26 protein-coding genes, 1 pseudogene and 1 riboswitch are annotated in these 26,526 nt (G+C 62.2%); of the genes and pseudogenes, 7 read left to right on the forward strand and 20 right to left on the reverse strand.

Annotation, left to right across the window (positions count from 1 at the left end):
* Positions 1–1,316: HAMP domain-containing sensor histidine kinase (locus tag MMS95_RS11670; protein WP_242141719.1), on the reverse strand; the 1,316-nt coding region annotated here is incomplete at its 3' end.
* Positions 1,313–1,945, reverse strand: a complete 633-nt coding sequence (locus tag MMS95_RS11675) for a response regulator transcription factor (RefSeq protein ID WP_156865784.1) — start codon at positions 1,943–1,945, stop codon at positions 1,313–1,315. The genes MMS95_RS11675 and MMS95_RS11670, both read right to left, overlap by 4 nt.
* A 175-nt stretch (positions 1,946–2,120) precedes the next feature.
* On the opposite strand from MMS95_RS11675, the gene MMS95_RS11680 reads away from it, so the two are divergent.
* The gene (locus MMS95_RS11680) at positions 2,121–2,435 is read left to right on the forward strand and encodes a hypothetical protein (RefSeq protein ID WP_015378764.1); all 315 of its coding nucleotides are present in this window, start codon (positions 2,121–2,123) and stop codon (positions 2,433–2,435) included.
* 194 nt (positions 2,436–2,629) lie between these two features.
* On the forward strand, positions 2,630–5,707 hold the full coding sequence (locus MMS95_RS11685; protein ID WP_242141720.1) for an autotransporter domain-containing protein: 3,078 nt from the start codon (positions 2,630–2,632) through the stop codon (positions 5,705–5,707).
* 121 nt (positions 5,708–5,828) lie between these two features.
* Here MMS95_RS11685 and rluF read toward each other — a convergent pair whose 3' ends face one another.
* From rluF to MMS95_RS24275, 3 genes and pseudogenes are all read right to left on the reverse strand, one after another.
* A complete protein-coding gene (rluF, locus tag MMS95_RS11690; RefSeq protein WP_049278608.1) occupies positions 5,829–6,698 on the reverse strand; it encodes a 23S rRNA pseudouridine(2604) synthase RluF in 870 nt (289 codons plus the stop codon).
* A gap of 138 nt (positions 6,699–6,836) precedes the next feature.
* A complete protein-coding gene (locus MMS95_RS24270) occupies positions 6,837–7,640 on the reverse strand; it encodes an aminoglycoside adenylyltransferase family protein (protein ID WP_347340956.1) in 804 nt (267 codons plus the stop codon).
* A 42-nt stretch (positions 7,641–7,682) separates the two neighbouring features.
* Positions 7,683–8,120: pseudogene (locus MMS95_RS24275) on the reverse strand (helix-turn-helix domain-containing protein); the annotation flags it as partial.
* Between the two features lie 95 nt (positions 8,121–8,215).
* Between MMS95_RS24275 and MMS95_RS11700 the strand changes: the two are divergent.
* Positions 8,216–9,439: an MFS transporter gene (locus MMS95_RS11700; RefSeq protein ID WP_103086174.1), complete on the forward strand. Its 1,224-nt coding sequence runs from the start codon at positions 8,216–8,218 to the stop codon at positions 9,437–9,439.
* On the opposite strand, the gene MMS95_RS11705 is transcribed toward MMS95_RS11700, so the two are convergent.
* The 4 genes from MMS95_RS11705 to MMS95_RS11720 form a co-directional block, all read right to left on the reverse strand.
* Positions 9,436–9,861, reverse strand: coding sequence for a GNAT family N-acetyltransferase (locus MMS95_RS11705; RefSeq protein ID WP_021504444.1), 426 nt, complete (start codon positions 9,859–9,861; stop codon positions 9,436–9,438). The two genes, MMS95_RS11700 and MMS95_RS11705, sit on opposite strands and share 4 nt — an antisense overlap.
* A 70-nt stretch (positions 9,862–9,931) precedes the next feature.
* On the reverse strand, positions 9,932–11,896 hold the full coding sequence (locus tag MMS95_RS11710; protein WP_242141722.1) for an FUSC family protein: 1,965 nt from the start codon (positions 11,894–11,896) through the stop codon (positions 9,932–9,934).
* A gap of 4 nt (positions 11,897–11,900) precedes the next feature.
* Complete coding sequence (mdtN, locus tag MMS95_RS11715; RefSeq protein WP_015378757.1) at positions 11,901–12,938, reverse strand: multidrug transporter subunit MdtN; 1,038 nt, start codon at positions 12,936–12,938, stop codon at positions 11,901–11,903.
* A gap of 10 nt (positions 12,939–12,948) precedes the next feature.
* Complete coding sequence (locus tag MMS95_RS11720; RefSeq protein ID WP_004941494.1) at positions 12,949–13,212, reverse strand: YtcA family lipoprotein; 264 nt, start codon at positions 13,210–13,212, stop codon at positions 12,949–12,951.
* Positions 13,213–13,429: 217 nt separating this feature from the next.
* Between MMS95_RS11720 and MMS95_RS11725 the strand changes: the two genes are divergently transcribed.
* From MMS95_RS11725 to MMS95_RS11740, 4 genes are all read left to right on the forward strand, one after another.
* Complete coding sequence (locus MMS95_RS11725; protein WP_004941499.1) at positions 13,430–14,044, forward strand: TetR/AcrR family transcriptional regulator; 615 nt, start codon at positions 13,430–13,432, stop codon at positions 14,042–14,044.
* Positions 14,045–14,135: 91 nt separating this feature from the next.
* A riboswitch (TPP riboswitch) is annotated at positions 14,136–14,232 on the forward strand.
* A 35-nt stretch (positions 14,233–14,267) separates the two neighbouring features.
* The gene (gene thiM / locus MMS95_RS11730; RefSeq protein ID WP_015378755.1) at positions 14,268–15,059 is read left to right on the forward strand and encodes a hydroxyethylthiazole kinase; all 792 of its coding nucleotides are present in this window, start codon (positions 14,268–14,270) and stop codon (positions 15,057–15,059) included.
* A complete protein-coding gene (thiD, locus tag MMS95_RS11735) occupies positions 15,059–15,859 on the forward strand; it encodes a bifunctional hydroxymethylpyrimidine kinase/phosphomethylpyrimidine kinase (protein WP_015378754.1) in 801 nt (266 codons plus the stop codon). The genes thiM and thiD overlap by 1 nt, the downstream gene beginning before the upstream one ends.
* Positions 15,860–15,943: 84 nt before the next feature.
* Complete coding sequence (locus MMS95_RS11740) at positions 15,944–16,402, forward strand: inhibitor of vertebrate lysozyme family protein (RefSeq protein WP_015378753.1); 459 nt, start codon at positions 15,944–15,946, stop codon at positions 16,400–16,402.
* A gap of 39 nt (positions 16,403–16,441) precedes the next feature.
* On the opposite strand, the gene gutQ is transcribed toward MMS95_RS11740, so the two are convergent.
* The 11 genes from gutQ to MMS95_RS11795 form a co-directional block, all read right to left on the reverse strand.
* A complete protein-coding gene (gutQ, locus tag MMS95_RS11745; protein WP_004941509.1) occupies positions 16,442–17,413 on the reverse strand; it encodes an arabinose-5-phosphate isomerase GutQ in 972 nt (323 codons plus the stop codon).
* Positions 17,406–18,179 carry a DNA-binding transcriptional repressor gene (locus tag MMS95_RS11750; RefSeq protein WP_164044800.1) on the reverse strand — a complete coding sequence of 258 codons (774 nt, stop codon included), beginning with the start codon at positions 18,177–18,179 and terminating at the stop codon, positions 17,406–17,408. Before MMS95_RS11750 ends, gutQ begins: the two co-directional genes overlap by 8 nt.
* Before the next feature lie 83 nt (positions 18,180–18,262).
* Positions 18,263–18,619: a transcriptional regulator GutM gene (gutM, locus tag MMS95_RS11755; RefSeq protein WP_004941515.1), complete on the reverse strand. Its 357-nt coding sequence runs from the start codon at positions 18,617–18,619 to the stop codon at positions 18,263–18,265.
* A gap of 45 nt (positions 18,620–18,664) precedes the next feature.
* Positions 18,665–19,444 (reverse strand): sorbitol-6-phosphate dehydrogenase, encoded by a 780-nt coding sequence (gene srlD, locus MMS95_RS11760; protein ID WP_015378751.1) that lies wholly within the window; start codon positions 19,442–19,444, stop codon positions 18,665–18,667.
* Positions 19,445–19,454: 10 nt separating this feature from the next.
* Entirely contained in the window at positions 19,455–19,817 is a 363-nt protein-coding gene (srlB, locus tag MMS95_RS11765) for a PTS glucitol/sorbitol transporter subunit IIA (RefSeq protein ID WP_021504438.1), read from the reverse strand.
* Positions 19,818–19,839: 22 nt separating this feature from the next.
* Positions 19,840–20,820 carry a glucitol/sorbitol-specific PTS transporter subunit IIBC gene (locus tag MMS95_RS11770; RefSeq protein WP_015378750.1) on the reverse strand — a complete coding sequence of 327 codons (981 nt, stop codon included), beginning with the start codon at positions 20,818–20,820 and terminating at the stop codon, positions 19,840–19,842.
* Positions 20,821–20,835: 15 nt separating this feature from the next.
* A complete protein-coding gene (locus MMS95_RS11775; RefSeq protein WP_004941528.1) occupies positions 20,836–21,384 on the reverse strand; it encodes a PTS glucitol/sorbitol transporter subunit IIC in 549 nt (182 codons plus the stop codon).
* Positions 21,385–21,620: 236 nt separating this feature from the next.
* Complete coding sequence (gene fbaB, locus MMS95_RS11780) at positions 21,621–22,670, reverse strand: class I fructose-bisphosphate aldolase (protein ID WP_033632372.1); 1,050 nt, start codon at positions 22,668–22,670, stop codon at positions 21,621–21,623.
* A gap of 205 nt (positions 22,671–22,875) precedes the next feature.
* The gene (locus MMS95_RS11785) at positions 22,876–23,562 is read right to left on the reverse strand and encodes a GntR family transcriptional regulator (RefSeq protein ID WP_004941533.1); all 687 of its coding nucleotides are present in this window, start codon (positions 23,560–23,562) and stop codon (positions 22,876–22,878) included.
* A gap of 98 nt (positions 23,563–23,660) precedes the next feature.
* Positions 23,661–24,992: an MFS transporter gene (locus MMS95_RS11790; RefSeq protein WP_004941539.1), complete on the reverse strand. Its 1,332-nt coding sequence runs from the start codon at positions 24,990–24,992 to the stop codon at positions 23,661–23,663.
* On the reverse strand, positions 24,973–26,478 hold the full coding sequence (locus MMS95_RS11795) for a mannitol dehydrogenase family protein (RefSeq protein WP_242141723.1): 1,506 nt from the start codon (positions 26,476–26,478) through the stop codon (positions 24,973–24,975). Before MMS95_RS11795 ends, MMS95_RS11790 begins: the two co-directional genes overlap by 20 nt.
* Between the last annotated feature and the right edge of the window lie 48 nt (positions 26,479–26,526).

The following is a 26,526-nucleotide window of genomic DNA, read 5'->3' on the forward strand; positions in this document are numbered from 1 at the left end:
GAGCCTTTGCCTTCGACGGAGTGCATGCCGTATTTCACCTTCATCAGCTTGGCGCAGCGCGCCACCACCGCCAGCCCCAGCCCGTGGCCGGCGCTGTCGATTTTCCACGCCAGCTCGGGGCGGTAGTAAGGGGAGAAGATTTTGCTTTTCTCTTCGTCGGCGATGCCCACGCCGGTGTCCCACACTTCCACCAGGCACTCGGCGCCGCGCGGGCGGATGGCGATCAGCACGCCCCCCCGTTGCGTGTAGCGCAGGGCGTTCTGGATCAGGTTGATCAGCGATTGCCGCACCAGCAGCGGATCGCCCATCACGCTGATGCGCCGTCTGGGGCGCCAGGTGCGCAGCGCCAGGGCGCGGCTGTTGGCCTCTTCGCGGAACAGGGTGACCACCGAGTCGAGCAGGGCGCCGATATCCACATGGGTGGCGGCGGTGCGCACGTTGCCGGATTCGATCTTGCTGAGATCGAGCAGCGAATTGAACATCAAATGCACCGAACGCACGCTCTGCTGCAGATCCAGCAGCTGCGGCGTCAGGCTGTCGTCGCGGTTTTTGTGGATGATGGCCTCGATCAGAAAACCCATGGCGTGCACCGGCTGACGCAGATCGTGGCTGGCGGTGGTCAGGAATTGGTTCTTATCCAGCAGCGCCTGTTCCGCCTCTTCTTTGGCCTGACGGAACTGCTCCGCCAGGCGCGAGCTTTGTTCTTCGAGCAGCGCCTGCTGAATAAAGAACGCATGCGAGGTTAACGCGTGGCGGTAAATGGCGAAGCCGTACAGCAAGTTCAGCATCAGCACGATGAACATCACGTCTTCCAGCCGCCAGATGATGCCGAGGTTCAGCAGCCCCCAGGAGGCGAAGAAAAAGCGGGTAAAGGTGCTGATAACCGGCGTCAGATGCGTTGCGTTGGCGGCGACGATCGCGGCGATGCTGATATTGAGCAGCAGAAAAAAGTCAAAGTTATGGGTCTGCGGCGTAATTAAATAGAGTGAGGAGATCCCCAAGCCGTGAATAAAGGCCACCTTATTAATGCGCGGCAGCCAGCGGCGCAGCACGGTGCCTTCATCATTTTCTTTAGCCTCGCGCAGGTAGCGCCGATGCCATATTCGGATCGCCACGGCGCATAGCAGGTAAACCATGATCCAGGCAATGGTTGGGCCGAGTTCATCACCCAGCAAATAAATCCAGATGGCGAAAGGGATGCCGACGAAAGGCACGGCGGTAAAGCTGAACACCAGCCGCATGAAGGTGTTGTCCAGCAGGCGGATCTGCGCGCGGGGCGAAATGCCATCATTTTGTAAATGCTGGAAAAACCTCATGACGACGGATCCCGTTTGCCGTGCAACAGCGTGATGGCTTCCACCCGGCTGTTGACGCCGATCTTTTTCAATATATTGCTGATATGTTCTTTGACGGTGGGTTCTGAAATAGACAGTTGCATCGCAATTCTTTTATTTGGCAGGCCGCGCAGCATCATAGTTAATACGTCGATTTGCCTCGGCGTTAAATTGAACTTATTTAAGTGCTCATGATGGCTTTTAATGCAGGTTTCATTACCGTCAGGGAACCAATCCTGATTATTATTCAACGCAAAAACCGCCCTGGCGAATAATTCAGGCGGTTCGTTTTTTAATACAAATCCATGCCCGCCGGCAGTGTGCACTTTCTGCCAGATATCGTTATTCTCGTCGCCGCTAACCACCAAGATCCGCACCTGAGGGTAAAGTTGCTTTACTTCTTTGAGTAATTTCAACGCTGTACCGGAAGAAAGCCAAAAATCGATCACCAGTAAACGCGGTGGGCCATTTTCCCTAATATGGCGGTAGCAATTCTCTTCATTGGTCACCACATGCGCCTGTTTGAATCGGCAATGCGTGCTGAGAAAATTGGCGATGCCGCTTGCTACCAATGGATGGTCATCAACGACCAACGCATAATCCTGCCCCAAAGGATTCTCCTTTCGCCTTCAAATATCAGATAGGTCTGATGAATTATTATCAACCCTCCCTACTTTAGGAGGGTTTTTTCGTTTAGGAAAGGGAAATATATTATTCGAGGATTTGGATAAGAGAAAACATAAAGCCAATCGGTAATTTTAACTGATTGGTTATAAAGGATAATTTATGAAGAAACCACTTATCGCTTTAACCGTTACGATGATGGTAGCCGGTTGTTCCACCTTGAAAACCGATCAGGCCATTCCATTACTGCAGGCGGAAACCGCCAAAATGCTGGGGCTGGGATCGTCGGACGAAATTACCGTGACCAACGTCAATGGCGCACAGCCGGATGCGCTGGGCGGCCAAAAACTTTCATATCGCGCCACCACGGAAAAAGGCCGCATTTTCGATTGCTCGTCGCTGATGATGCCGGGAATTTTAGGTTCCTCGCCGTCGCTGAGCGCGCCGACCTGTACGCCGGTGGTCACGCATAAATAATTCGCTTTGGGGGCGGTATTACCGCTTCCTGGTTTTTCATCGTCGGAGCGTCAGCGCCGGGGGGCAATAAGCTTTTGCTTCGACGATCACTAAACCGGCGTGCGCGAAATAACGCCTCACTTCTCCTCTAGTGTATTGAGTTCCCTATAACAATAAATTTCGCGACATCACGCTAACGAGTACGGAGATAGCCCGTGAATGACAAAACATCGCACCCTTTAGCGGTTAGAACACCGCTTTCCAAACTTTACCTCGCTCTATTTTCCGCGCCGTTGTTGATGCTGGCGCCCGCCGATCTCGCTCGCGCAGACGATGCCATTTTTGACGGCGACTCAAAAATTACCGAATCATTGGCCTACACCGGGGACGTTTACGTCGGCCGTAATCAAAGCGGCAACTTGCTGATCGAGAATGGCAAGATCAGCGCCTATAACATCAATATCGGCCGGATGTTCAACGGCCAAATTCACGACAGCGTGGTCACGGTTCGTGGGCCGAACGCCGAGCTGAACGCGGTGAACGATCAGTTCGTGCTGCGCGGCGGCCTGAATCTGGGGCGGGGCACGCTGCGGGTTGAAGACGGCGCGCTGGCCAGCGCGAAAGAGATCGTGGTCGGCACCACCCGTGGCTACGATAGCCACCTGATCGCCACCGGCGCCGGTTCTCGCGTCACCAGCAATTTTCTCAGTGTCGGCACCGATTTAGGGGCACGATCCACGCTGGCGATCGAAGACGGCGCGGTGCTGAACACCGCCTTTGACGCGCGCATCGGCAATGGCAGCGGGCCGGGTGAGACCGATACGCTGAGCCCGAAAGCCACGATCACGGGGGCTAATTCCCAGTGGAACGTCGGCCGCGCGCTCACGCTGTACGGCGATCTGGACGTGCTGAACGGCGGTGCGGTCAATGTCGGCAACATCCAGGTGGCGGGTGTCTCGGGCGCGCGTAAAACCGCTGAGCTGGTGGTCGCCGGCAACGGCTCACGGTTTACCAGCGGCAGCAGCGTCAACGTCGGCGATTACGGCAACGGCGTGTTGGCGGTCATGGACGGCGGGACATTCTCCGCCGGCGGCAACGAAGTGGTGCTGGGCAAGACCGGTTCCGGCTCGAACCGCGGCGCGCTGATTATCGGCAGCCGCGGCAATATGGACACCGGCACCGGGTTGACCGAGCCGACGCTTGGCGCGGCGGGCGCTGCTGGAGCCATCGATGCCCAGACGTCGATCGCCCTGCGGGGCGGATTGTTCCGCAGCTATGTGTACTTTAACCATACCGACGGCAATTACGTTTTCAGCAACAAGATGAGCGGCGAAGGCGAGGTGATCAACAGCGCCGGGCACACGACGCTGAACGGCGATCTCTCTGAGCTGCAGGCGAACGTCACCGCGCGCGGCGGTAAGCTCATCATCGCCAGCGACATCAATACCCAGAAAGAAGACGACATCTTCGAGATCCAAACCCTCGGCGCCGAGAACGGCGGCACGCTGATCCTGAACGCGACGGCGGGTACCGACGTCAATAACGGGCTGGGCTACAGCAGCGCCGCGTCGATCAAGGCCGGCGGCACGCTGGGCGGCAACGGCACGCTGGGCCAGACCGAGATCCAGTCCGGCGGTCATATCTCGCCCGGCGATGGCAATATCGGCACGCTGACGCTGAAACGCTACCTGAACTTTATCGGCGAATCCTTCTACGACGTTGATATTGCCGGCGACGGCCGCAGCGACCAGCTGCTGGTGGCGGGCAAAACCACCATCAGCGATCGGACCAAAGTGCAGGTGACGGCGCTGGATCCGCAAACCAGCTATAAAACCGGCCAAAGCTACCGCATTCTGACCTCGGACGGCGGCATTGACGGCCAGTTCGCGTCGGCGGTCTCCAAGTCCGCCTTCCTCGATGTGGCGCTGAACCACAGCGCCAACGCCGTCGATCTGACCATCGCGCAGAAAGACACGGGCGGGGAAAACCCAGGCGGCGAGAATCCAGGAGGCGAGAATCCGGGCGGGGAAAACCCAGGCGGTGAGAATCCTGGGGGCGAGAATCCGGGCGGGGAAAACCCAGGCGGTGAGAATCCAGGGGGCGAGAACCCGGGCGGAGAAAACCCAGGCGGGGAAAATCCGGGGGGCGAGAATCCAGGCAGCGGCAAGCCGGGCATTTTCCAAACGGTGGCCGAGAGCGGCAACCAGTGGAATACCGCCGGCGCGCTCTCGACGCTGGCGCAGCGCGGTCCTTCGCTGGCGCTGTACAACTCGCTGCTGCTGCTGAGCGCGCCGGAAGCGCGCGAGGCGTTCAATCAGCTGTCCGGCGAAGTCTATCCATCGATGCAGTCTAACCTGATCGCCGGCAGCACCCAGCTGTTCAATGTGCTGAACCAGCGCATGCTGCGCCTGTTCGACAACGACAGTCTGCCGGTACCGCCGTTGGCGATGTCGCTGGTGCAACCGGCGCAGGCGCAAAACAGCGGCGTCTGGGGGCAGACCTTCAGTTCCTGGGGCAGAAACAGCGGCAACGGCAACGTGGGCAAGCTGGATGGCAACACCACCGGCTTCCTGTTGGGCGCGGATCGCAAACTGGCGGACCATAACGTGCGCATCGGCGGTTACTTCGGTTACAGCCGCGGCGACTATGACGTCGACAGCCGCCGCTCCAAGGCCGATACCGACAACTACCACCTCGGCCTGTATGCGGCCGGGCAGCAGGATGCGTTCTCGCTGCGCGGCGCGCTGGGTTACACCTGGCACAAGATTGAAGGCAAGCGCAACGTCGATTTCAGCGGCTTCTCGGATCGGCTGAAGTCGGATTACGACGCCAACTCGCTGCTGGCGTTCACCGAAGCGGGTTACCGTTTCGGCCAGCCGGAGATGAACGTCGAACCGTTCATCAACCTGAGCTACATCCGCCTGCATACCGACAGCTTCCAGGAGTCGGGTGGCGCGGCGGCGCTGAGCGTGCGCAATGAAACGATGAACACCTTCTACTCCACGCTCGGGGTGCGCGGCGTGACCGAACTGCCGAAGAACGTCAGTCTCTACGGCTCGCTTGGCTGGCAGCATGCTTACGGCGATAAGAACACCTCATCGCGCATGGCGTTTGCCGGCAGCGACGCGTTCGTCACGCAGGGCCAGGCCGTGGATGACAACGTGATGGTGGGCGATATCGGCGTGAGCGTGAAACTGTCGCGCGCCGCGACGCTGGATGTCGGCTATCAGGGGCAATTCGGCGCCGATACCCGCGTTAATTCGGTCAACGCCAACCTGCGCTGGTCGTTCTGATTTTTCCTCTAGACTTCTCTGGTACTTGCAGGCCCGCTTGATGCGGGCCTTTTTTATGGTGAGTGGCTGACTTTCACGATAAAAAAGCCCGCGCAACGGCGGGCTGAGCGGGAGAAGGCGTTTAACGCCCTTTTTTCTTGCGCCCCGGCTGGGTAAAGCGCTTGCGGCCGGCCGGCGCAGCGGCTTTGTCGGCGCTTTTCGGCCCGCCGGCGCTCGGCTTTCTCGCCGCGGCGGATTTGGCCGGGGCTTTTTTCGCCGGTTTGGCCTCGGATGAAGAGCCTTCAATCAGCTTGAACAGTTCGATCAGCTCGTCATCGGTCAGATCGCGCCACTCGCCCAGCGGCAACCCTTTCAGGCTGACGTTCATGATGCGCGTGCGTTCCAGCTTGGTGACCTCGTAGCCGAAGTGTTCGCACATGCGGCGGATCTGGCGGTTCAGCCCCTGCACCAGCGTGATGCGGAACACGAACGGCGCCTCTTTCTTCACCTTGCACTTTTTGGTCACGGTGCCCAGCATCGGCACGCCGGCGCCCATGCCACGAATAAACTCGTCGGTCACCGGCTTGTTGACCGTCACCAGATACTCTTTCTCGTGATTGTTGCCGGCGCGCAGGATCTTGTTGACCAGATCGCCGTGGTTGGTCAGAAAGATCAGCCCCTGCGAATCCTTGTCCAGGCGGCCGATCGGGAAGATGCGCTTGCTGTGGTTGACGAAGTCGGCGATGTTGTCGCGCTCGCCGTCCTCGGTGGTGGTGACGATGCCGACCGGTTTATTCAGCGCGATCAGCACCAGATCTTCTTCATTGCGCGGTTCGATCAGCTGACCGTTAACCTTCACGACATCGCCGGCAAATACCTGGGCGCCAACGGTGGCGCGTTTACCGTTGATGAAAACGTTGCCCTGTTCGATGTATCGATCGGCGTCGCGGCGTGAGCAGATGCCGCTCTCGCTAATGTATTTGTTCAGACGAATGGATGAGTTGGTCAGCATGGGATCTCCGTAAAACGCGGACTATACATTACCCGGATGACGCTGCGAAGCGAATCATGCAGGGGGCGGCGGCCATGAACAAAATCCGTCCCTGCATCAATAAGTGCAGACGATAAGTGGTGTCGACAGGCTTGCGTCTTATTGCGATGCTGTTGTCGTCAATAGACTTGCGATCGTCGTTTTGGCATAGCCGATGAATGCTGCCAACGGCTGCTGATGCTGAGGCAGATCATCTATCGCTTGTCCGAGATAAACTCGCCGCGCGGTGCTGAGTACCGGCTGGTGTTCAGATGGCAAGCGTTCCAGCAGCCATTCGGCGGCCACATCTTTGGGGGCGATCCGACCGGTCGCCGCGCTGAACCAGATGCGCGCCAGCGCCAGCACAATGTTGCATTCGTCGCCATGCCAGTCATCAGGCTCGTTCCATTGACTCAGGGTATCGGTGAGCGCGGCGATGAAGTCGCTGCGAGGGATGCTGTCATACAGGAGTTCAAAGGAGGCGCCGAACAGATGTCGATGATGCTGCCGGGCTTTGGTAAGCAGGATCGCCACATCAGGATCCAAGGTGGCGGGGGAGACAATTCCCACCAGCAACTCTTCACGCAGCCATTCGCCAAACTGTAACTCACGTCTTGGCGGATAACGCCAGGGTTTGATGTCGGTCTGTACCAGCACGGTGACTTCCAGCGGGCGAAAAATACTGTCGGCACCTGGCGGAGCCGACACGGTCAGCAAAGCTTTCATGAGGGCGGCCCGAGTGGTTGACATCAGCGGCTTGCTGATGACGACCAAGATGTCGATATCGCTGTTGGGTTTAAGACCGCCATCGACCGCGGATCCATACAGATGGATGCCCAAGAGTGTCTCGCCGAGTTGCTCTGTCAGCACGTTGCATGCGGCGTCGATCTGTGCGGCGATTTCGGTTGGAAGTGTTTCTTTTATCGCTAATTGGGGATTGTTAAAAGACGGCTCAAACCGTTCCCCCACCTTCACCACCCGGGTATTCAGCGGGGTGAGCGTCTGCCCGGCGCTGCCGATCGGCGTCAGGCGCGGCACGGGGCGGCCGCTGTCGCTTTCCACCAGCGTTGAGTGCGTCTCTCCCTCGGCGAACAAATGATCTTCCCCCCACTGGCGCAGGCCAACGATCACCGGAAACAGCGCGCGGCCTTTCTCGGTCAGCACATACTCCTGATAGGCGCTGCCGTCCGCGGCGGGCACGATCTCCAGCACGCCGTGCGTCACCAGGGCGCGCAGCCGGGTGGCAAGAATGTTCTTCGCCATCCCCAGCCCTTTTTGAAACTCGCTGAAACGGGTGACGCCGTCGAAGGCGTCGCGCACGATCAGCAGCGACCACCAGTCGCCAATCACATCCAGCGTGCGCGCTACCGGGCACGGCGCGTCTTCCAGGCTTTTACGTTTCACGGCGTTTATCTCCAGCGACATATTCTGGTTGCATTATAAAACCTCCGCACCTAAAGTTCATTGGGTTTAATTATGAAACCAGATTGAGGTGTGCGATGAGCGACAAACTGCTGGATCCTCCCTGTACGGCGCTGGGGCGCCTGCCGGCCGCCCTGGTGCTGCTGTTGGCCGGTGCCAGCGCCTTTAGCGTGGCCAACGTTTATTATGCGCAGCCGCTGCTGGACGCCATTGCCCGTGATTTTTCCATCAGCCTGGCTGCGGTCGGCATGGTGATCACCGTGACTCAGTTGGGCTGCGCGCTGGCGTTGCTGTTGGTGGTGCCGCTGGGGGATTGGTTGAACCGGCATCGATTGCTGGCGGGGCAACAGCTGGGGCTGATCGGCGCGCTGCTGCTGGTGGGCTGGGCGCACAGCGCGCCCTGGCTGCTGGCGGGGATGTTGCTGGTGGGGCTACTGGGCACCGCCATGACGCAGGGGCTGATCGCATTCGCCGCCGCCCTGGCGGCGCCGCAGGAGCGCGGGCGGGTGGTCGGCGCGGCGCAGGGCGGGGTGGTGCTGGGGCTGTTGCTGGCGCGCACCTTGTCCGGCGCGCTGGCGGACGTTGGCGGCTGGCGCACGGTGTACTTCTTCTCCGCCGGAGTGACGCTGGTATTGCTGCCGATCCTGTCGCGCCTGCTGCCTGTGCCGCGCACCGCGCCCAGCACGCTGAGTTATCCCGCGCTGCTGCGTTCAATGTTGAGCCTGTTGCGGCGTGACCGCACGCTGCAAATTCGCGGCATGTTGGCGCTGCTGATGTTCGGCGCTTTCAGCCTCTTTTGGAGTTCGCTGGTGTTGCCGCTGAGCCAGCCGCCGTTCAACTTCACCCATGCCGCGGTGGGAGCGTTCGGCCTGGTCGGCGCAGTGGGCGCGCTGGCGGCGGTGCGCGCCGGGCATCTGGCGGATCGTGGGCTGGGGCAGGCGGCCAGCGGCGCGTGTCTGCTGCTGTTGACGTTGGCCTGGCTGCCGCTCGGTTTGCTCGGCAGCGGCCTGGCTTGGCTGGTGGCGGGCATTGTGCTGCTGGATCTGGCGGGACAGGCGATCCACGTGCTGAACCAGAGCATGATCTTCAGCGCCCACCCGCAGTCGCATAGCCGGCTGGTGGGCTGCTACATGCTGTTTTACGCCGTCGGCAGCGGGCTGGGCGCCTTTGCCGGCACCCATATGTACGCCTGGGCGGGGTGGAGCGGCGTCTGCTGGCTGGGGGCGGGCGTCAGCCTGAGCGCGCTGCTGTTTTGGCGGCTGACGCTGCGTGGGATGCCGGATGCCGCGGGTAAGAGCTAGCGGGCCGGCGAATGCATCAGGTAATAATCTTCTTCGCCGTCGTTGCCGGTGGAGATGATGCGCCAGCCGTGTTTGCGGTAGAACGTCAGCGCTTTTTCATTTTTCACCAGGCATTTCAGCGAGCCGGTGGCGGTGAAGGTGGCTTGCGCCGCTTGCAGCAGCGCACTGCCGACGCCGCGCGGCGGCTGATGGGGATCGACATACAGGTTATGAATGAAGTTGTCTTCGCGGTAGATGGAGACGAATCCCAGCAGCACGCCGCCGTCTTCCGCAACCCAAATCGCTTCGCCCAGCGTCGCGCGGTCGAAATCTTCCAACTGATAGTTCGAGGTATCGCGCCAACCGAACGCCGCCTTGCGCGACGCCAGGTACAGCGTGCGCAGGAAGGGGCGATCGGCCTCTTGGTAAGGTCTTATTTGCATGGCATCTCCCGGTGGTTTTTGCTCACTATAGCGCATGGCGCCGGGCGTGCATGGCCGCAAACGGAAAATGCTAGGCGTCGCCCCAGGCGGGCAGGCGATTGACCCCGTCGCTCAGCTCCTGAGCCAGGTGGCGCACGGTGTCGGCGTGCAGGGCGGCCAACGGTGGATGAAAGTCGGGCGCCCGCAACGCTTGCGGCGCACGGGAAAGCTGCGCCGCATACTCGGCGAGAACGCGCCCGCCCTGACGTTGCACCTCGAACAGCGCCTGGCGTTCCTGCGCGGACAGCGCCGCGCCACTGCCTGCCAGATAGGTGTTGAGCTTTTCGCTGGTCAGCAACAGGCTGCGCGTCTGGTTAAAGATCAGTTGGATATGCCGGGTGAAGCTTTCATGGTTATCGTCCGCCAGCTGCCAGGTGGGCTCCAGCGTCACCCGGGCCACTACCGCTTCGCAGCCCTCGATCTTTTGCCAGATGCCGATGGCGTTTGTGTTCTCGCCGCCGAGGAAGCGCGACAGTTCCCGCAGCACGTTGACAACCTGCTGCCGCAGTGACTCCCCTTCGTATTCCGGCCACAGCGTGGCGTGAATGAAGGTGGCGAACCCTACCCCCAGCACGATGCCGATCAGGCGATCGCGGATCTCGGTCAGCCCGGTGACCGGGCCGAAGCTTTCCAGCAGCGCCAGGGAAAAGGTGAACAGGATCTGTACCCCGGCATAGCTTATTTTCTCGGAGCCGGCGGCGATCCAGGCGGAGAGGGCGATCACCGGCAGCGTCAGCAGCAGCAAGCCGACGAGGCTGTCGAGGTGAGGCATGATCCACACCACCGAGATCAGCGCCAGCAGGCTGCCGATCGCCGCGCCGCCGAGACGCAGCCGCGCCCGCCGCTGTGTGGCGCCGAGGCTGGGCTGCGCCACGATCAGGCAGCTCAGCATGATGGTATGAATGCCGGACCAATCGACGGCGGTATAAAACACGTAGGCGACCAGTACGGTCAGCAGCGTTTTCAACGAAAACTGGATGTAAACCGGGTTGGTCAGGGCGTCGGGGGTAAAGAAGGGCACTTTCGGCGGCGGTGCGGCCTGCAGGGCGTCGGCGTAGTCGCTGCGGTTGGCGTAGACCTGCAGGAGGCTGGCCATTTCATTGAGCGGCGCCGGCACCTGCGGATCGTCGCTGCCGGCGATCGCGACGGAAAATCGCAGTGCGCTTTCGTGGCTTATCGCGGTTTGCAGTGCGCGGCAGGCGGCATCTATCTCTTGCGCCAATTGACGCGCGGCCGCGCCGAAAGCCGGCGGCAGCTGGTAGGCCAGGATATTGAGCTGCAACACCAGGGTGATCAGCGCCAGATAACCGGGCTCGTTGGCGCGGCAGCGATCGCTGCGCATCACCGAAAAGCGCAGCAGCTTATGCAGCTCGGTGGCGTGCTGGGAGATGGCGCTCAGATCGCGCGTCTCGCCGCCGTTGGTCAACATAGCGCGGGTTTCGTCCAACACCGCGTTCATCCGACCCTTTAGCTGTTTCAGCGGTTCGGCCGGCAGCAGCAGGGTATTAACGATCAGGGTGAGCAGGATGGCGTAGTTGATCGCCACCCATACCCACAGCACCAGTCGTATCACCACTTCCGCCTGCGGAGTGAGATCGACAAAGCTTTGCGTGTAGATCACCACCAGCGCCATCAGGAAGAACAGCACCCCAACCTTGGTCACCCGCATCAGGAACACGCTGAGGAAAAACAGCGCGCTGGAGAGCAAGATGCGCAGCATCGGGTAGTCGTAGGTGAACTTCAGCACCAGGATAGCGGCGCCGATCGCCAGCGTGGAGCTGACGAAAAACAGGATACCGATCGCGCGGGTGATCACGATATTGGACTGCGTGATAAAGAAGACCGCGATCAGCGACAGCGCCAGCCACGGTACCTGCAGCGTCTGCGAGATCACGATGGCGATCGCGCTGGAGAGCAGGGCGCGGATCACCAGGTTTATGCGGCTGTCCGAAGGGCGCAGCTCGTCGATCAACTGGGACAGCCAGCCGCGAGACATCGTTTTATTCTTCATGGCGCAGGTTCAGCTTGGCCACCGCCGAAGCGCCCACGCGGAACAGCGCCGGGTTGGGAGCCTCTACCGCGATCTTGACCGGGAAGCGCTGAGAAACGTGCACCCAGTTGATGTTGCGCGACACGTTGGGCAGCCCGCCCAGCACGCTGCCGCCGTCGTCGGGCTGCACGCCGTAGCTGACCGACTCCACCTTGCCGCTGAAGGTCTGGCCGGCGTCGCTCATTAAATACAGCGTGGCCGGCACGCCGGGATGCACGCCTTTCAGGTCAGTTTCGCGGAAGTTGGCGACCACGTACCAGTGGCGGGTGTCGATCAGCGTGAACACAGGTTTGGCGCTGGAGGCATATTGGCCGACGGTGGTTTTCAGGGAGGCGATGCGGCCGTCGAACGGCGCTCGCACCTCGGTAAATTCCAGATTCAGCTTGGCGATGGCGATGTCGGCCTGCACTTCGGCGCGCTGCGCGACCAGGGCTTCGACGCCGCTGACGGCGGCTTCCGCCTGTTTCGCCTGCAGCAATGCGGCCTGCAGTTCCGCCTGCGCCGAGCGCTGGGAGGTGCGGGCGGTTTCCACTTCTTCCGCCGAAACGTAGTTCTTGCCGAGCAGCTTCTGCCGGCGGTTGAGGGTGTCGGTCGCCTGCGCCACCAGCGCCTGCGAGCGTTTGACGATGGCGTTCATCGATTCGGCGTTGTACTGCTGCGCGTTGACCGAACGCTGCGTCAGTTTGATCTGTTCATTCAGCGTGATCAGGCGCGCTTCGCTGGCCGCCAGCGCGTCCTGGTAAGGGCGCGGATCGATGCGGAACAGCAGATCGCCTTGCCGCACTTCCTGGTTGTCGCGGATCGGCATCTCGACGATGCGGCCGTTCACCTCCGGCACTACGTCGATGGTGTCGGCATAGGCGTAGGCATCGTCGGTAGTGGGGGCGTTTTCCACCCGCCAGACGACGACGGCGGCCACGATGAGCGTCAACGCCAGGATGGTAAGCACCAGCAGTCTGCGCTTGTTAGAGGTTTGTGGTTGGGTCATGGCGTCAGTCTCAGTGGGGGAAAACCAGTAACCAGGTCAGCATGGCGATCAGCGCGGTCAGCGCCGGATACGTCAGCAGCTGCGGCGCCAGCCAGGCGCGTTTTTCCGGGGTGCGCAGCAGCAGGTGGATCGCCACCATGCCCGCCACGCCGCCGCACAGGCAAAACAGCCAGTCGGGGAATGAAGCGCCGAACACCACCATGGACGGTGCCGGTGAGCACCCGGTGAGCAGCAGCGCGGTCAGGCAGGTGATAAGCAGTTTTTTGTCGGGCATAGGGCTTTCTCTGGCGATTGGCTTGGTCGACGGGCCGAATGGAATGACTCTTTTTCAGTGAGTGAGGTCACTGTTTGTCTTCCTCACGCTTGCGCAAGGAGAAACTAGAATAAATACTCTACTCTAAACTAGAGGAGTTAATCTAGTTTTTTGTGTCACCCTGCCTTCGCGGCGGCAAATGGGTATAATGCGTTGATGACAGCGGGCAGAAACGAATATGCAAATCGACGAACACATCACCGGGCGGGAGCCGCAGCAGGAAAGAGGGCGGCAACGCGTACAAACCATTCTGGATTCGGCGGCGGCGATCGTGGCGCAGGACGGGCTGGCGGCGCTCAGCATGCAGCGGCTCGCCAAGCACGCCAAAACCTCCATCGGCTCGATGTATCACTTTTTTCCCGATCGCCACGCGGTGATCAAGGCGCTGGCGGATCGGCACACCGAATCGATCGAGGCGCTGGTGCGCGACATGGCGTTGGCCAGCGACGACGAGTGGAGGCGCCTCTCCGCTGAAGAGGTGATCCAGCGACTGTTTTCTCCCTATGCGCAGTACCTGCGCGAGCACGCCGACTACCTGCCGGTGATGCGGGAAATGAACCTGCCGGATGAAAAGTCCAGCTTCCTGGCGCTGATCGCCCGAGTGCTGCAGCTGCGCCGCCCCGAGACCGCCGAAGCGGAGATCCTGCAGCAAACCCGGCTGTTGCAAAGCCTGGTGGCCGGCACCTTGCACCACATCTTCAAAACGGCGCCGCAGAACGTGGCGTTTACCCTGGCGGAGCTGCCCGGCGTGCTGAGCCTGTATCTGGCGGGAAAAGAGGGAAGCATCGCTTAGGCGCGAGCCAATTTAATCGCTTGTTTGTCCGCGCCGCCGCTGGCATGATCCCCTGCAGGGATTAACGCAGCGTTGATCACAACCTATTGATTTTCATGACTCGGGGTGCCCTTCCGCGTGAAGGCTGAGAAATACCCGTATTACCTGATCTGGATAATGCCAGCGTAGGGAAGTCACGGCCGCTCAACCGGCGCCGCCTTCTTGAACGCCGGTTGGGAGGAATATGATCGCTCGACCTGATGCACTACCCGGCGCCCGCGCCGCGGCCTGCCTGACCCAATTCCAACAGCGGCCTCCGCTGATCCACTGCCTGACCAACGAAGTGGTGCAATCGCTGACTGCCAACGTGCTGCTGGCGCTCGGCGCCTCCCCGGCGATGGTGGTGGAGCCGCAAGAGGCGGCGCAGTTCAGCGCGCTGGCCGACGGCCTGCTGATCAACGTCGGTACCCTCAACGCGCTGCGCGCCGAATCGATGCGGGCGGCGGTGGCCGCCGCCAATCAGGCCGGCAAGCCCTGGACGCTGGATCCGGTGGCGGTCGGCGCGCTCTCCTACCGCACCGCCTTCGCTAAACAGCTGCTGGACGAGCAACCGGCGGCGATACGCGGCAACGCCTCGGAAATCATGGCGCTCAACGGGTTGCTGGCCAGCGGCCGCGGCGTGGACAGCGGCGACGATTCCTTGGCGGCATTGCCCGCCGCGCGTGAGCTGGCGCGGCGCAGCGGCGCGGTGGTGGCGGTCACCGGCGCGGTGGATTACGTCACCGACGGCCAACGCGACTGGGCGATCGAAGGCGGCTCCCCGCTGATGACGCGGGTGGTGGGCACCGGCTGCGCGCTGTCGGCGGTGGCGGCGGCGTTTTGCGCCCTGCCGGGCGATCGCCTGGACAACGTGGCGACCGCCTGTCGGGTGATGTCACACTGCGGCGGCCTCGCGGCCAGGCAGGCCGCCGGGCCGGGCAGCTTTACGCCGGCGTTCCTCGACGCCCTGTATCAACTGCGCGGGGAGGATCTGTGATGAAACGTATTAACGCGCTGACCATCGCCGGCACCGATCCCAGCGGCGGCGCCGGCATTCAGGCCGATTTGAAGGCCTTCTCGGCGCTTGGCGCCTACGGCACTTCGGTGATCACCGCGCTGGTAGCGCAGAATACCCGCGGCGTGCAGTCGGTGTATTACATCGATCCGGCGTTCGTCGCCGCGCAGCTGGACTCGGTGTTCAGCGACGTGCGCATCGACAGCGTCAAGATCGGCATGCTGGCCAACGCCGACATCGTGCAGGCGGTGGCCGAACGGCTGCGCCATTACCGGCCGGAATTCGTGGTGCTGGACACCGTGATGCTGGCGAAAAGCGGCGATCCGCTGTTGGCGCCGGAGGCGGTAGAGTCTATCCGGCGCGAGCTGTTGCCGCTGGTGTCGATCATTACGCCGAACCTGCCGGAAGCGGCGGCGCTGCTGGCGTGCCCGCCGGCGGAAGATGAAGCGCAGATGCGCGAGCAGGGGCGGGCGCTGCTGGCGATGGGCTGCCGGGCGGTGCTGATGAAGGGCGGCCACCTGAGCGAAAGCGAGAGCCCGGACTGGCTGTTCACCGTCGAAGGCGAGCAGCGTTTTACCGCGCCGCGCGTCGCCACCCGCCACACCCACGGCACCGGCTGCACGCTCTCGGCCGCGCTGGCGGCGCTGCGCCCGCGCCATGCCGACTGGGCGGCCACGGTGGCCGCCGCCAAGGACTACCTGCAACAAGCGCTGCAACAGGCGGATACGCTGGAAGTGGGGCACGGCATCGGGCCGGTGCATCATTTTCACGCCTGGTGGTGAGTCAACTTTTTGCCGCAACCGTGGTCTGACTAGTTCAGGCCCGGTTTTATGGGCGAAACCTGATTTAACCTAGGGAGAAGGACTATGACGGGACACCAGGCGCTGCGTTGCGCCCTCTTCGGCGCACTGCTCAGCTTCAGCGCGGGCAGCTTTGCCCAGCAGATCGTCACCACATCGGATTTGATTCAGCAGCCGGGGTATCAGGCCAGCTGGCAAAACATGGTTAAAGGCCAGGCGCGGATGCCGGGCTGGGCGCGCAAGGGCGTCGGCACCTCTACGCCGGCGCAAAACTTGAGCTGGAAGGGCAAAGAGTATCTGGTCGGCAACCTGTGCAAGCCGCACGACTGCGGCAACAACTTTTTGATCGTGGCGTTCAGCGCGGACAAATCCCAGGCCTGGGGCGTGCGGGTCGAGGTGGAAGATCGGCCGGAAGCCGTCGATCATCCGAAGAAATATGCTAAGTACCAGTGGCTCGGCAAGCCGGATGAAGACATGAAGGCGCTGCTGAAGCAGCAGTTCGAGAACAATCCCGACTGGAAATGATCTGACCGGGGGCGCCGCTGCCGGCGCCCCCAGCACCGATCAGCCGATGCCGGCCTGATGCAGATCGTGCAGGTTGAGCGCCCCCACCAGCACGCCGTCCATGTTGACCACCGGGGCCGCGCTGATGTGCTGTTCGTGCAGCGCTTCCAGTGCCTCTCCGGCGCGCCACTGCTCCGGCAGCCGATAGCCGGGGCGGGTGATCGCCGGGCTGAGCGGATCCTGCAGGCTATTTCCCTTCACCAGCCAGCGGCGCAGGTCGCCGTCGGTAAATACGCCCACCACACGCTGCTGCGCGTCGCAGACCGCCACCAACCCCAGCCCGGTGCGGCTCAGTTCCAGCATCGCTTCCATCACGTTGGCGCTTTCGCTCACGCGCGGCAGGCGATCGCCGGTGCGCATCAGGTGATGCACGCGGTTCAGCAGGCGCGCCCCCAGGCTGCCGCCCGGGTGCGAGCGGGCGAAGTCTTCCGCGTTGAAACCGCGCTGGCGCATCAGCGCCATCGCCAGGGCGTCGCCCATCATCAGGGTGTTGACCGCGCTGGAGGTCGGCGCCAGCCCCATCGGGCAGGCTTCGCGCTCAACGCCGATATCCAGCACGCAGGCGGCGGCCAGCGCCAGCGGCGACTCTTTGCCGCCGGTGATGGCGATCACCGGAATGCCGTTCTCCGCCAGCAGCGGCAGGATCAGATCCAGCTCTTTGGCGCGGCCGGAATAGGAGATGAACACCACCACGTCGTCGGCGCCGATCATGCCGAGATCGCCGTGCAGCGCCTCCGCCGGATGCACGAAGAACGACGGCGTGCCGGTGCTGGCCAGCGACGCGGCGATCTTCTTGCCGATATGGCCGGACTTGCCGATGCCGGAAATCACCGCTTTGCCGCGGCAGTTCAGCAGCAGCTCGCAGGCGCAGACGAAGTTGTCATCTAGGCGTGCCAGCAGGCGCTGCGCTTCGGTCAGCTCGATCTCCAGCGTTTCGCGGGCAAAGGCGAGCAGGGCGTTGGCGTTACTCATCGGGGTCTCCTACCAGAATAATATTGATGCCTTTCGCCTGCAGGGCGGCGAGATAATCGGGGTTGATGTCTCGGTCGGTGATCAGCGTATCGACGGCGCTGAGCTCGCACACCACGTTCGGGCTCTTGCGGCCGAATTTCGAGGAGTCTACCAACAGAATAATGCGGCTGGCGGCTTCGCACATCGCCTTGCTGACGTTGTGCACTTCGTTGAAGGTGGTGACGCCGGCGTTGAGATCGACGCCGTCCGCGCCGATAAACAGCTTGTCGAAGCTGAATTGCTGAAACGCCGATTCCGCCAGGCTGCCGTGGAACGAGGCCGACTTCTTGCGGTAGGTGCCGCCGGGCATCAGGATGGTCTGATCGTTGTCCAGCTCCACCAGCGCGTTGACGATGGTCAGGCTGTTGGTCATCACCGTGATGTTGTTGAACTGTGCCAGGTGCGGCACCATCTGCAGCACCGTGCTGCCGGCGTCGAAGATCAGCGAGTCGCCGTCGGCGATCAGCGCCACGGCGGCGCTGGCGATCTGACGTTTTTTCTCGGTGTTGATATGGGTTTTGCGGTCGATCGGCTGATCGCCGTCGTCGCGGCTGAGCACCACGCCGCCGTAGGTGCGGATCACCTCGCCTTCTTCTTCCAGCAGGGTGAGGTCCTTGCGGATGGTGGTGCCGGTAGTGGAGAAATGCTCGGCCAGGGCGTCCACTGCCGTTTTGCCATGCTGCTGCAGATATTCAAGGATAGCGGCCTGCCGCTGCTTTGGTTTCATCGCGATTCCCGTTCACAAGAGTTGGGCATTTCCCCTCGCTGAATAATTCACTATGAAAGGTAATGTCTTTTAATGTGAAAATATCACGATTTGGGTTCAATCGCTAACGATAGTGCAGACTGGCATGCGCGATCCTCGGGGAAGATCACATCCGGGCGCAAATCCCGCTGATGCAACCCGTGTAAATGAGGCAGCGGGCGTGGCCGGGCGAAAACGGTCAGGCCGCGCAGCAACAGGCTGCCGCACACCCGCCGGTCGGCGTCGAAGGCCAGCGCCAGCACCACTCGCGGGCGAAAACGGCCGCCGGAACGGCCGACGCCCACGGCGCCCAGCCGGCATAAACCATCGAAGGCGCGGTTGAAACGTTGCAGTTGCCACCAGCCGAAGGCGATTTGCAGCAGCCAGGCCAGCAGCGCGAAGGCGATCAAAGCTTGTGTCATGGCGTTCTCCTTAGCCCCCTCTGCTGAAGGGGGCATCGATTGGCGTCAGAACATCACCTGGCCGCCGGTGATGTTGATCGATTGGCCGGTGCAGTAAGAGGCCTTGTCGCTGGCGTAGAACAGCAGGGTGTTCAGCACATCCTGGTAGTCGCAGCCGCGCTTCAGCGGCACCTTGTCGATGTAGTACTGCTCCACCTGATCCGGCGCGATGCCCAGTTTTTGCGCGTACTGCGGCAGCAGCGACTGGAACATCGGCGACTTCAGCAGGTTGCCGAGCATCAGCGAATGCACGGTGATGCCGTACTCCGCCAGATCGAGCGCCAGCGACTGCGTCAGCCCCACGCCGCCGAACTTGGCGGCGCTGTAGCCGGAGTTGTGCTTGCTGCCGACCTTGCCGGACTTGGAGTTGATCTGGATGATGCGCCCGGCGATGCCGTCGCGGATCATCAGGCGCGAGAACTCGCGGGCGCAGAGGAAATAGCCCACCAGGTTCACCTGCAGCGAGCGGTCGAAGTCGCCCAGCGGGAAATCGGTGATCGGCGCCGCCTTGGCGATGCCGGCACTGTACACCAGCAAATTAGCTTGGCCAAACGCCCGGTCAACCGCCGCCGCCAGCGCGATCACGCTCTGCTCGTCGGTGGCGTCGGCCTGAAAACCGCAGGCGCTGCCTGTGCCGTACTCTTCGTTGATCTGCTGTGCCACCAGACTGGCGTTGTCGGCGTTCAGATCGGCCACCGCCACCCGATAACCGGCCTGCGCCAGCCCGTGGCTCAAAAAGGCACCTAACGTTTGGCCGCCGCCAATCACTACAGCTACTTCAGACATGGTCTACTCCTTATGCGATAAATGACAGCGTGCTGCCCAACGGGATATCGGTCGGCGTCGGGCCGGATACGTGGATCGAGCCGGGAAATTCGGCTTCGGCTTCGCCGTCGAAGCGCACGGTGATATGGCCCAGCTCGCGCAGATTCTGCGTGGCGACGCTGCCGACGGCGGTGATGGCGTAGCGCCGCTGCGCCAGTTCCATCACGCCGCCCACCTGCAGCTCGCCGGCGGTTGCGCCGTGGCGGTGGATGAAGCAGAACTCTTCGATATCCGCCGGGGCGCCTTCACGGAAGGTGATCAGCATGTTGTCCAGCAACGCGTCGCGGGCGCAGCCGCCGATCTGCGTGATGGTGGTGTGAAAAATGGTGTGCATAAACGTCTCCCTGGGGATCACATTATTGATAAATGAAGGCCGAGGCGGCCCAGGCGATCAGGACCGTCGGCGCGCCGGTCAGGAAGCGGCCAACCAGCACTGAAGGCACGCCGACCCGCACGGTGTCCTGTTTGGCTTCCGCCAGCGACAGGCCGACCGGAATAAAGTCGCAGGCGGCCTGCGCGTTGATGGCGAACAGCGCGGGCAGCGCCAGCTGCGGCGGAATATGGCCAAGGCCGATCTGCACCCCGACCAGCACGCCGATCACCTGGGCGATGACCGCGCCGGGGCCGAGGAACGGCGACAGCAGCGGGAATGAACAGATCAGCGCCAGCGTCACCAGGCCGATCGGGCTGTTGGCCAGCGGCGTCAGGCCGTGAGCGATAAAGTCCCCGAGGCCGGAGGCCATGATGATGCCGATCAAGGCCGAGACGAATGCCATAAACGGCAGAATGGTCTTCAGCACGGTGTCGATAGTGTCGCGCCCGGCCTGGAAGAACACCGCCACCACCGATCCCATGCCCATGCCGACCTTCGCCAGCAGCCCGTCGCTTTGCTCGGTGATCTTCTTGCTGGTGTCGTAGTCGCGCGCCTTGGGCGGCGCGGCAACGGCGGCGGCGGGTTGGCTATCTGCCGCTTCGATTCGGTTGATGTTGTGGTCGCGCACGCCGGAGACATAGATGTCTTCGAGGATAAACTGCGCCAGCGGGCCGGACTGACCGGTGGCATGGATATTGACCGTCGGAATGCGGCGTTTCGGGTACAGGCCGCAGCGCAGGGTGCCGCCGCAGTCGATCACCGCCACGCCGATCTCTTCCGCCGGCGGTTCGCCCTCTTTGAAACCGTCGACGGCCGGCCAGCCGGTCAATTCGCTGAGGCGATCGACGATGGAAGGCCGGGTGCCGGCGGTGATGTACACCACTTTTTTGCCGGGTTCGATCGGCAGTTCCAAAGGGCCGCCCCAGCCGCTGGCGCCTTTTTCAATACGGATATAAGCACTCATGCTGCACTCCACGAATTAAAGTTGCACCTGGCGATCCAGACGGATGCCCATCTTGCGTTCGAACAGGCTGGTAGTCAGATCGGTGACCCAGCCGCGGAAGAAGTTGGTGAACAGCCCCACCAGGAAATAGCTCACTGCCAGCGGGCCGAGCGGCAGGCCGAGGGTGGTCAGGCCGCTGGCGATGCCGAGGTAAACGAACAGCTCGCCGGGGTTGATATGTGGAAACAGGCCGTTCATCGAGTGGCAGCTGTAGGAGGCCGCCGCGTAGTAGCTCGGCTTGTATTTCTCCGGCATGAAGCGCCCCAGGCTGAGGGTCATCGGGTTGCAGAAGACAAAGGTGCCGATCAGCGGCAGCAGCAGATAACGCGAAACGGGGTTGCCCGCGCAGCGCTGCGCCAATCGTTCGATACGTTCCTGGCCAACAAATTTGATCAGCGCGTTCATGATAACCAACAGGCTGATCAACAAAGGCAAAATGCCGGTCACCATGCCGACAAACACTTCACCGCCTTTCTGAAACAGGCCGATAAACCACTCGGCGCCGTGGGTGATTAGCTCAATCATTATGTTCTCCTGTAATGGACTGTTATGGCCTGGAGCGAACGGCGGCTCTATCGCCATGGGCCTTACAGTAGTCACTTTGTTGGGCTATTTGTTTTAAATAGATCACAATTTGAAAGATAAATATTTTATTTTGAAAGTTTAAAGTGAAAGAAAGAGAAGGTTGGCAGCGTCGGGTTAAGGGGAGCGGGCACAAAAAAGCCCGGCGAACCGGGCTTTGGGACAGGCGGTCCGTCACATCAGGCGATGGTGACCTTCTTGTCCAGATAGGCATCTTGCACGGCGTTGATCAGCGCCACGCCGTCTTTCATCGATTTCTTGAAGGCTTTACGCCCCAGGATCAGGCCCATGCCGCCGGCGCGTTTGTTGATCACCGCGGTGCGCACCGATTCCTGCAGATCGTTCTCACCGGCGGCGCCGCCGGAGTTGATCAGCCCGGCGCGGCCCATGTAGCAGTTGGCCAGCTGGTAGCGCACCAGATCGATCGGGTGATCGGTGGTCAGCTTGGTGTAGACGCGGTCGTCGGTATAGCCGAATTTCACCGCGCGGTAGCCGCCGTTGTTTTCCGCCATTTTCTGTTTGACGATGTCGGCGCCGATGGTGGCGGCGATGTGGTTGGCCTGGCCGGTCAGATCGGCGCTGGAGTGGTAGTCCACGCCGTCCTTGTTGAACGCCGGGTTGCGCAGATAGGCCCACAGCACGGTGACCATCCCCAGCTCATGCGCGCGCTCGAAGGCGATCGAGATCTCTTCGATCTGGCGGCGCGACTGCTCGGAGCCGAAGTAAATAGTGGCGCCGACCGCCACTGCCCCCATGTTGAACGCCTGCTCGACGCTGGCGTACAGGGTCTGGTCGTACTGGGTCGGGTAGCTCAGCGTTTCGTTGTGGTTGAGTTTGACCAGGAACGGAATTTTATGCGCATAGCGGCGCGATACCGACGCCAGCACGCCATAGGTGGAGGCGACGCAGTTACAGCCGGCTTCAATCGCCAGCTCGACGATGTTCTTCGGATCGAAATACAGCGGGTTGGCGGCGAACGAGGCGGCGGCGGAGTGCTCGATGCCCTGGTCGACCGGCAGGATAGACAGATAACCGGTGCCGCCCAGGCGGCCGTGGTTGAACAGGGTTTGCATCGAACGCAGCACGCTGTTGGGGCGGTTGTTATCGATCATTACGCGGTCGACGAAGTCGGCGCCCGGCAGGTAGAGATTCTCGGCGGGGATAGTGGCACAGCGGTGTTGCAGCAGATCTTCCGCTTCCTTTCCTAGCAACTGCACAATATCAGTCATGATTCACTCCCGATTAAGCTTCTTCATACACCGGCAATGCAAGGGTTTTTGACCACCGGCGCAGTAAAAAGCGGTGATTGAAGCTGTAAAGCGATGCTACCGAACTTGCTCCGGCAAGGACAAACAATAGATGCGATTGAGAGGAAATGCCATTTGCGTGGCCAAATACGCGGGGGCGATCGCCCCCGGCGCGCTAAGCGATTGATTATTCGATCTCGAACCACGCGGTATTCTGTTGGGCGATCGGGGTGATGGAGTAGATCATCTCCTGCAGATGATCGTGGATGGCGCGCTCCGCCGCCTCGGCATCGCGCGCTTTCAGCGCTTCGTAGATGCGGTAGTGCTGCTTGATCAGGCTCTCCGGCGGCGAGACTTCGCTCAGGCTGAGGAAACGCACCCGATCCATGGTGGCCTTGATGGTTTCGATGGTCTCCCACGCCAGCGGGCAGTCGGCAAACTGGGTCAGCAGCTGGTGGAACTCGTCGTCCAGCGCCAAAAATTCGCGCGTTTGCCCGTTCTGCGCCGCCAGCTCTTGACGGTGCAGGTTATGCTCCAGCGTCATCAGCTGCGCCGGAGTGGCGCGCTCGGCCGCGCGGCGCACGATGGCGCATTCCACCGCCTGACGGATAAAGCGCCCGTCGGCCACGCGCTTGGCGGAAATCTTCATCACAAAGGTGCCGCGCTGCGGCAGGATCTGCACCAGGCCGGCCTCCGCCAGCTTGATGAAGGCTTCGCGCACCGGCTGGCGCGAAACGCAAAAGCGAGTGGAGATCTCTTTCTCGGACAGCAGGGTGCCGGGGGGGATGGTGCAGTCGACGATATCTTTGCGCAGGAAGCGATAGATCTGCTGGTTGACCGGGACGTTGTTGGTGAGACTGTACGTTTCAGACATGGCGACAATCAGGCATCTGGCTGGAATTCGAATGCCACCATACTAGCAGATTATTGGTTGAGGGCGGGGGGATAAATCCACCCGCCAGGCAGGGGAACTCAGTGATGCCAATCCTGATATTCCTGTTTGCGCCGCTCTGGCGCGGTTTCCGGCATCAGGCTCAGGCCGAGGGCCGACACCACGCCCAGCACCATCATGTAACCGGCCAGCCCGTAGTAATGGCCGCCGGTCACCTGCAGGATCTTCACCGCCAGCAGCCCGAGAATGCCGCTGCCGATCAGCGAGCCGATCTGCCAGATCAGCGCGATGCCGCTGCAGCGCACGCGGGTGGGGAACAGCTCCGGGAAGTAGGAGGCCTGCGGCGCGTAGCACATGCTGTGGCCGAAGGTCAGCACCACGATCATGGCGATCTGCGTCACCCAGAAATTATCGAGGTTGATCGCCATAAAGAACGGCACGATGCACACCACCTGCAGCAGCGCGCCGGCGATGTAAACCGGTTTGCGCCCCAGCCGATCGGAGAGGCGGCCCATCAGCGGAATGGCGAAAATCTCCAGCAGCACCGCCACGATCATCGCCTCCAGCAAAATGCTTTCGTTGAGGTGGTTGGCCTTACCGTAGGCCAGCACGATCACGGTGAACATGGCGAAGGCGCAGGCTTCGATCAGCTTGGCGCACACCCCTTTGGCGATAAGGCCGGGATAGCGGCGAGCCACTTCCACCACCGGCCGGCTCTCCACTGCTTTGGTGGCGCGGATCTGGGTAAACACCGGCGACTCGTCGATCTTCAGGCGAATAAACAGCCCGACCAGCACCAGCAGCAGGCTGAGCAGGAACGGAATGCGCCAGCCCCAGTCCAGCATCTGCGCCGGCGACAGCAGGGCGGTCAGCAGCGCGAACAGCCCGGACGGCAGCAGGAAACCGGCAGGCGCGCCGATCTGCACCCAGCTGGCGTAGAAACCGCGCCGCGGCGGCGGCGCGTATTCGGCGGTCATCAGCACCGCGCCGGCCTGTTCGCCGCCGACGCCGAAGCCCTGCAGCACGCGGATAAAGATCAGCGCGATCGGCGCCCAGATGCCGATCTGCTCATAGGTAGGCAGCAGGCCGATGCAAAAGGTGCCGAGGCCGACGATCAGGATGGTGATCACCAGCGCCTTCTTGCGGCCGACTTTGTCGCCGATATGGCCGAACACGATGCCGCCCAGCGGGCGCGCCAGGAAACCGACCGCGTAGGTGGCGAAGGCCGCCAGCGTGCTGATCAGCGGATCGGCGCTGGGGAAAAACAGCTGGCCGAAGAACAGCACCGCAGCGGTGCCGTAGGCGAAGAAATCATAGTATTCGGCGGCGGTGCCGATGGCCGACGCGCTGGCGACGCGCCGCAGCAGCGGTTGATTGCCGGTATTGACGGCGTTATGCGTGGTGACGGTCATCGGAAACCTCCCGGTCGGTAAGCGGCAGAGCGGCGACGGCGGCTTTGGCCCCCAGGCTCAGCAGTTGGTGATAAGCGTGGCTGACGGCGTGGACGAAGTCAGGCGAATCGGGCAGATCGCGGCCGAAGACGCTGTCGAGTTGCAGCAGCGCCAGGACGCGGGGCCGGCCTTCCTCGCTGCCGGCGACCAACGCGGCGAGGCGCTCGCGCAGCGGATCGCTGATGGCGATCGGCTCGCTTTGTTCATCACGGCCGCCGACGTAGCGCATCCAGCCGGCGACGCCCAGTGCCAGGCAGTCGAAGCGGCTGCCGCGCGCCAGATGCCAGCGGATCGCGTCCAGCAGCCGTTGCGGCAGCTTCTGCGTGCCGTCCATGGCGATCTGCGCGGTGCGGTGTTTCAACGCGCGATTGCGGTAACGCTGCAGCAGCGAGTCGGCATACTGCGCCAAATCGACGTTCGGCACCTGCAGGGTCGGCGCCTGTTCCGCCAGCATCAGGTGACGGGCGGCGCGGACAAAATCCGCATCCTGCATGCAGTCGCCGATGTGCTGATAACCGGCCAGGTAGCCGAGGTAGGCGAGAAACGAATGGCTGCCGTTCAGCATGCGCAGCTTCATCTCCTCGTACGGCAGCACGTCGCTCACCAGTTCGGCGCCGACCTTGTCCCAGGCCGGGCGCCCCTGGGGAAATCGATCTTCAATGACCCACTGGCTGAACGGCTCGCAGGCTACGCCGACCTCATCTTCGACGCCGCCCAGCCAGGTGCGCAACTGCCGGCGGGCCTCCGGCGTTACCGCCGGCACGATGCGATCCACCATGGTGGAAGGGAAGGCGACCTCTTGACGCACCCAGTCGGCCAGCGCCGGATCCTGCCGCTGCGCCAGTTCGACCAGCACCTGGCGCGTGACCCGGCCGTTGGCCGGCATGTTATCGCAGGACATCACGGCGAACGGCGGCAGCCCGCGTTCACGGCGCAGGCGCAGCGCCGCCAGCAGCAGCCCCGGCGCCGACTGCGGCTGTGCCGGGTGGGCGATATCATGCGTGATCGCCGGGTGTTCCGCCATCAGTCGGCCGCTGGCGGGGTGGTGGCAATAGCCCTTTTCGCTGATGCTCAGCGAGACGATGGCGATCTCGGGCTGCGTCAGGGCCGCCAGCACCGCCGCCAACCCGTCGGTTTGCAGGTGCAGCGCCTGGCGCACCACGCCGATGACCCGGCCCCGCCAACCGTCGTCGTCCATCTCCGCCACCGAGAACAGCAGGTCCTGTTGCCGTAGATCGGCGATCTTTTGCCGGCCGTGCTGCATGCTGATTTCGCAGTAGCCCCAGTCACTGCCGTGCTCGCTGGCCAGCCTGTCGGCGTACATCGCCTGGTGCGCGCGGTGAAACGCGCCGAAGCCGATATGCGCCATGCGCGGTTTCACGCGCTCACGTGCGTAGCCGGGCCGGATAACGGCGGCCGGCAGCGCGCTGTGGTCGGAAAGTCTCATGTTCAATGTCCCTGGAGAGGTAAGCAAAGGGGCGAAGCCGCCCCGTCT

Source organism: Serratia sp. PGPR-27 (assembly GCF_022678525.1).
Taxonomy (GTDB): Bacteria; Pseudomonadota; Gammaproteobacteria; order Enterobacterales; family Enterobacteriaceae; genus Serratia; species Serratia nematodiphila.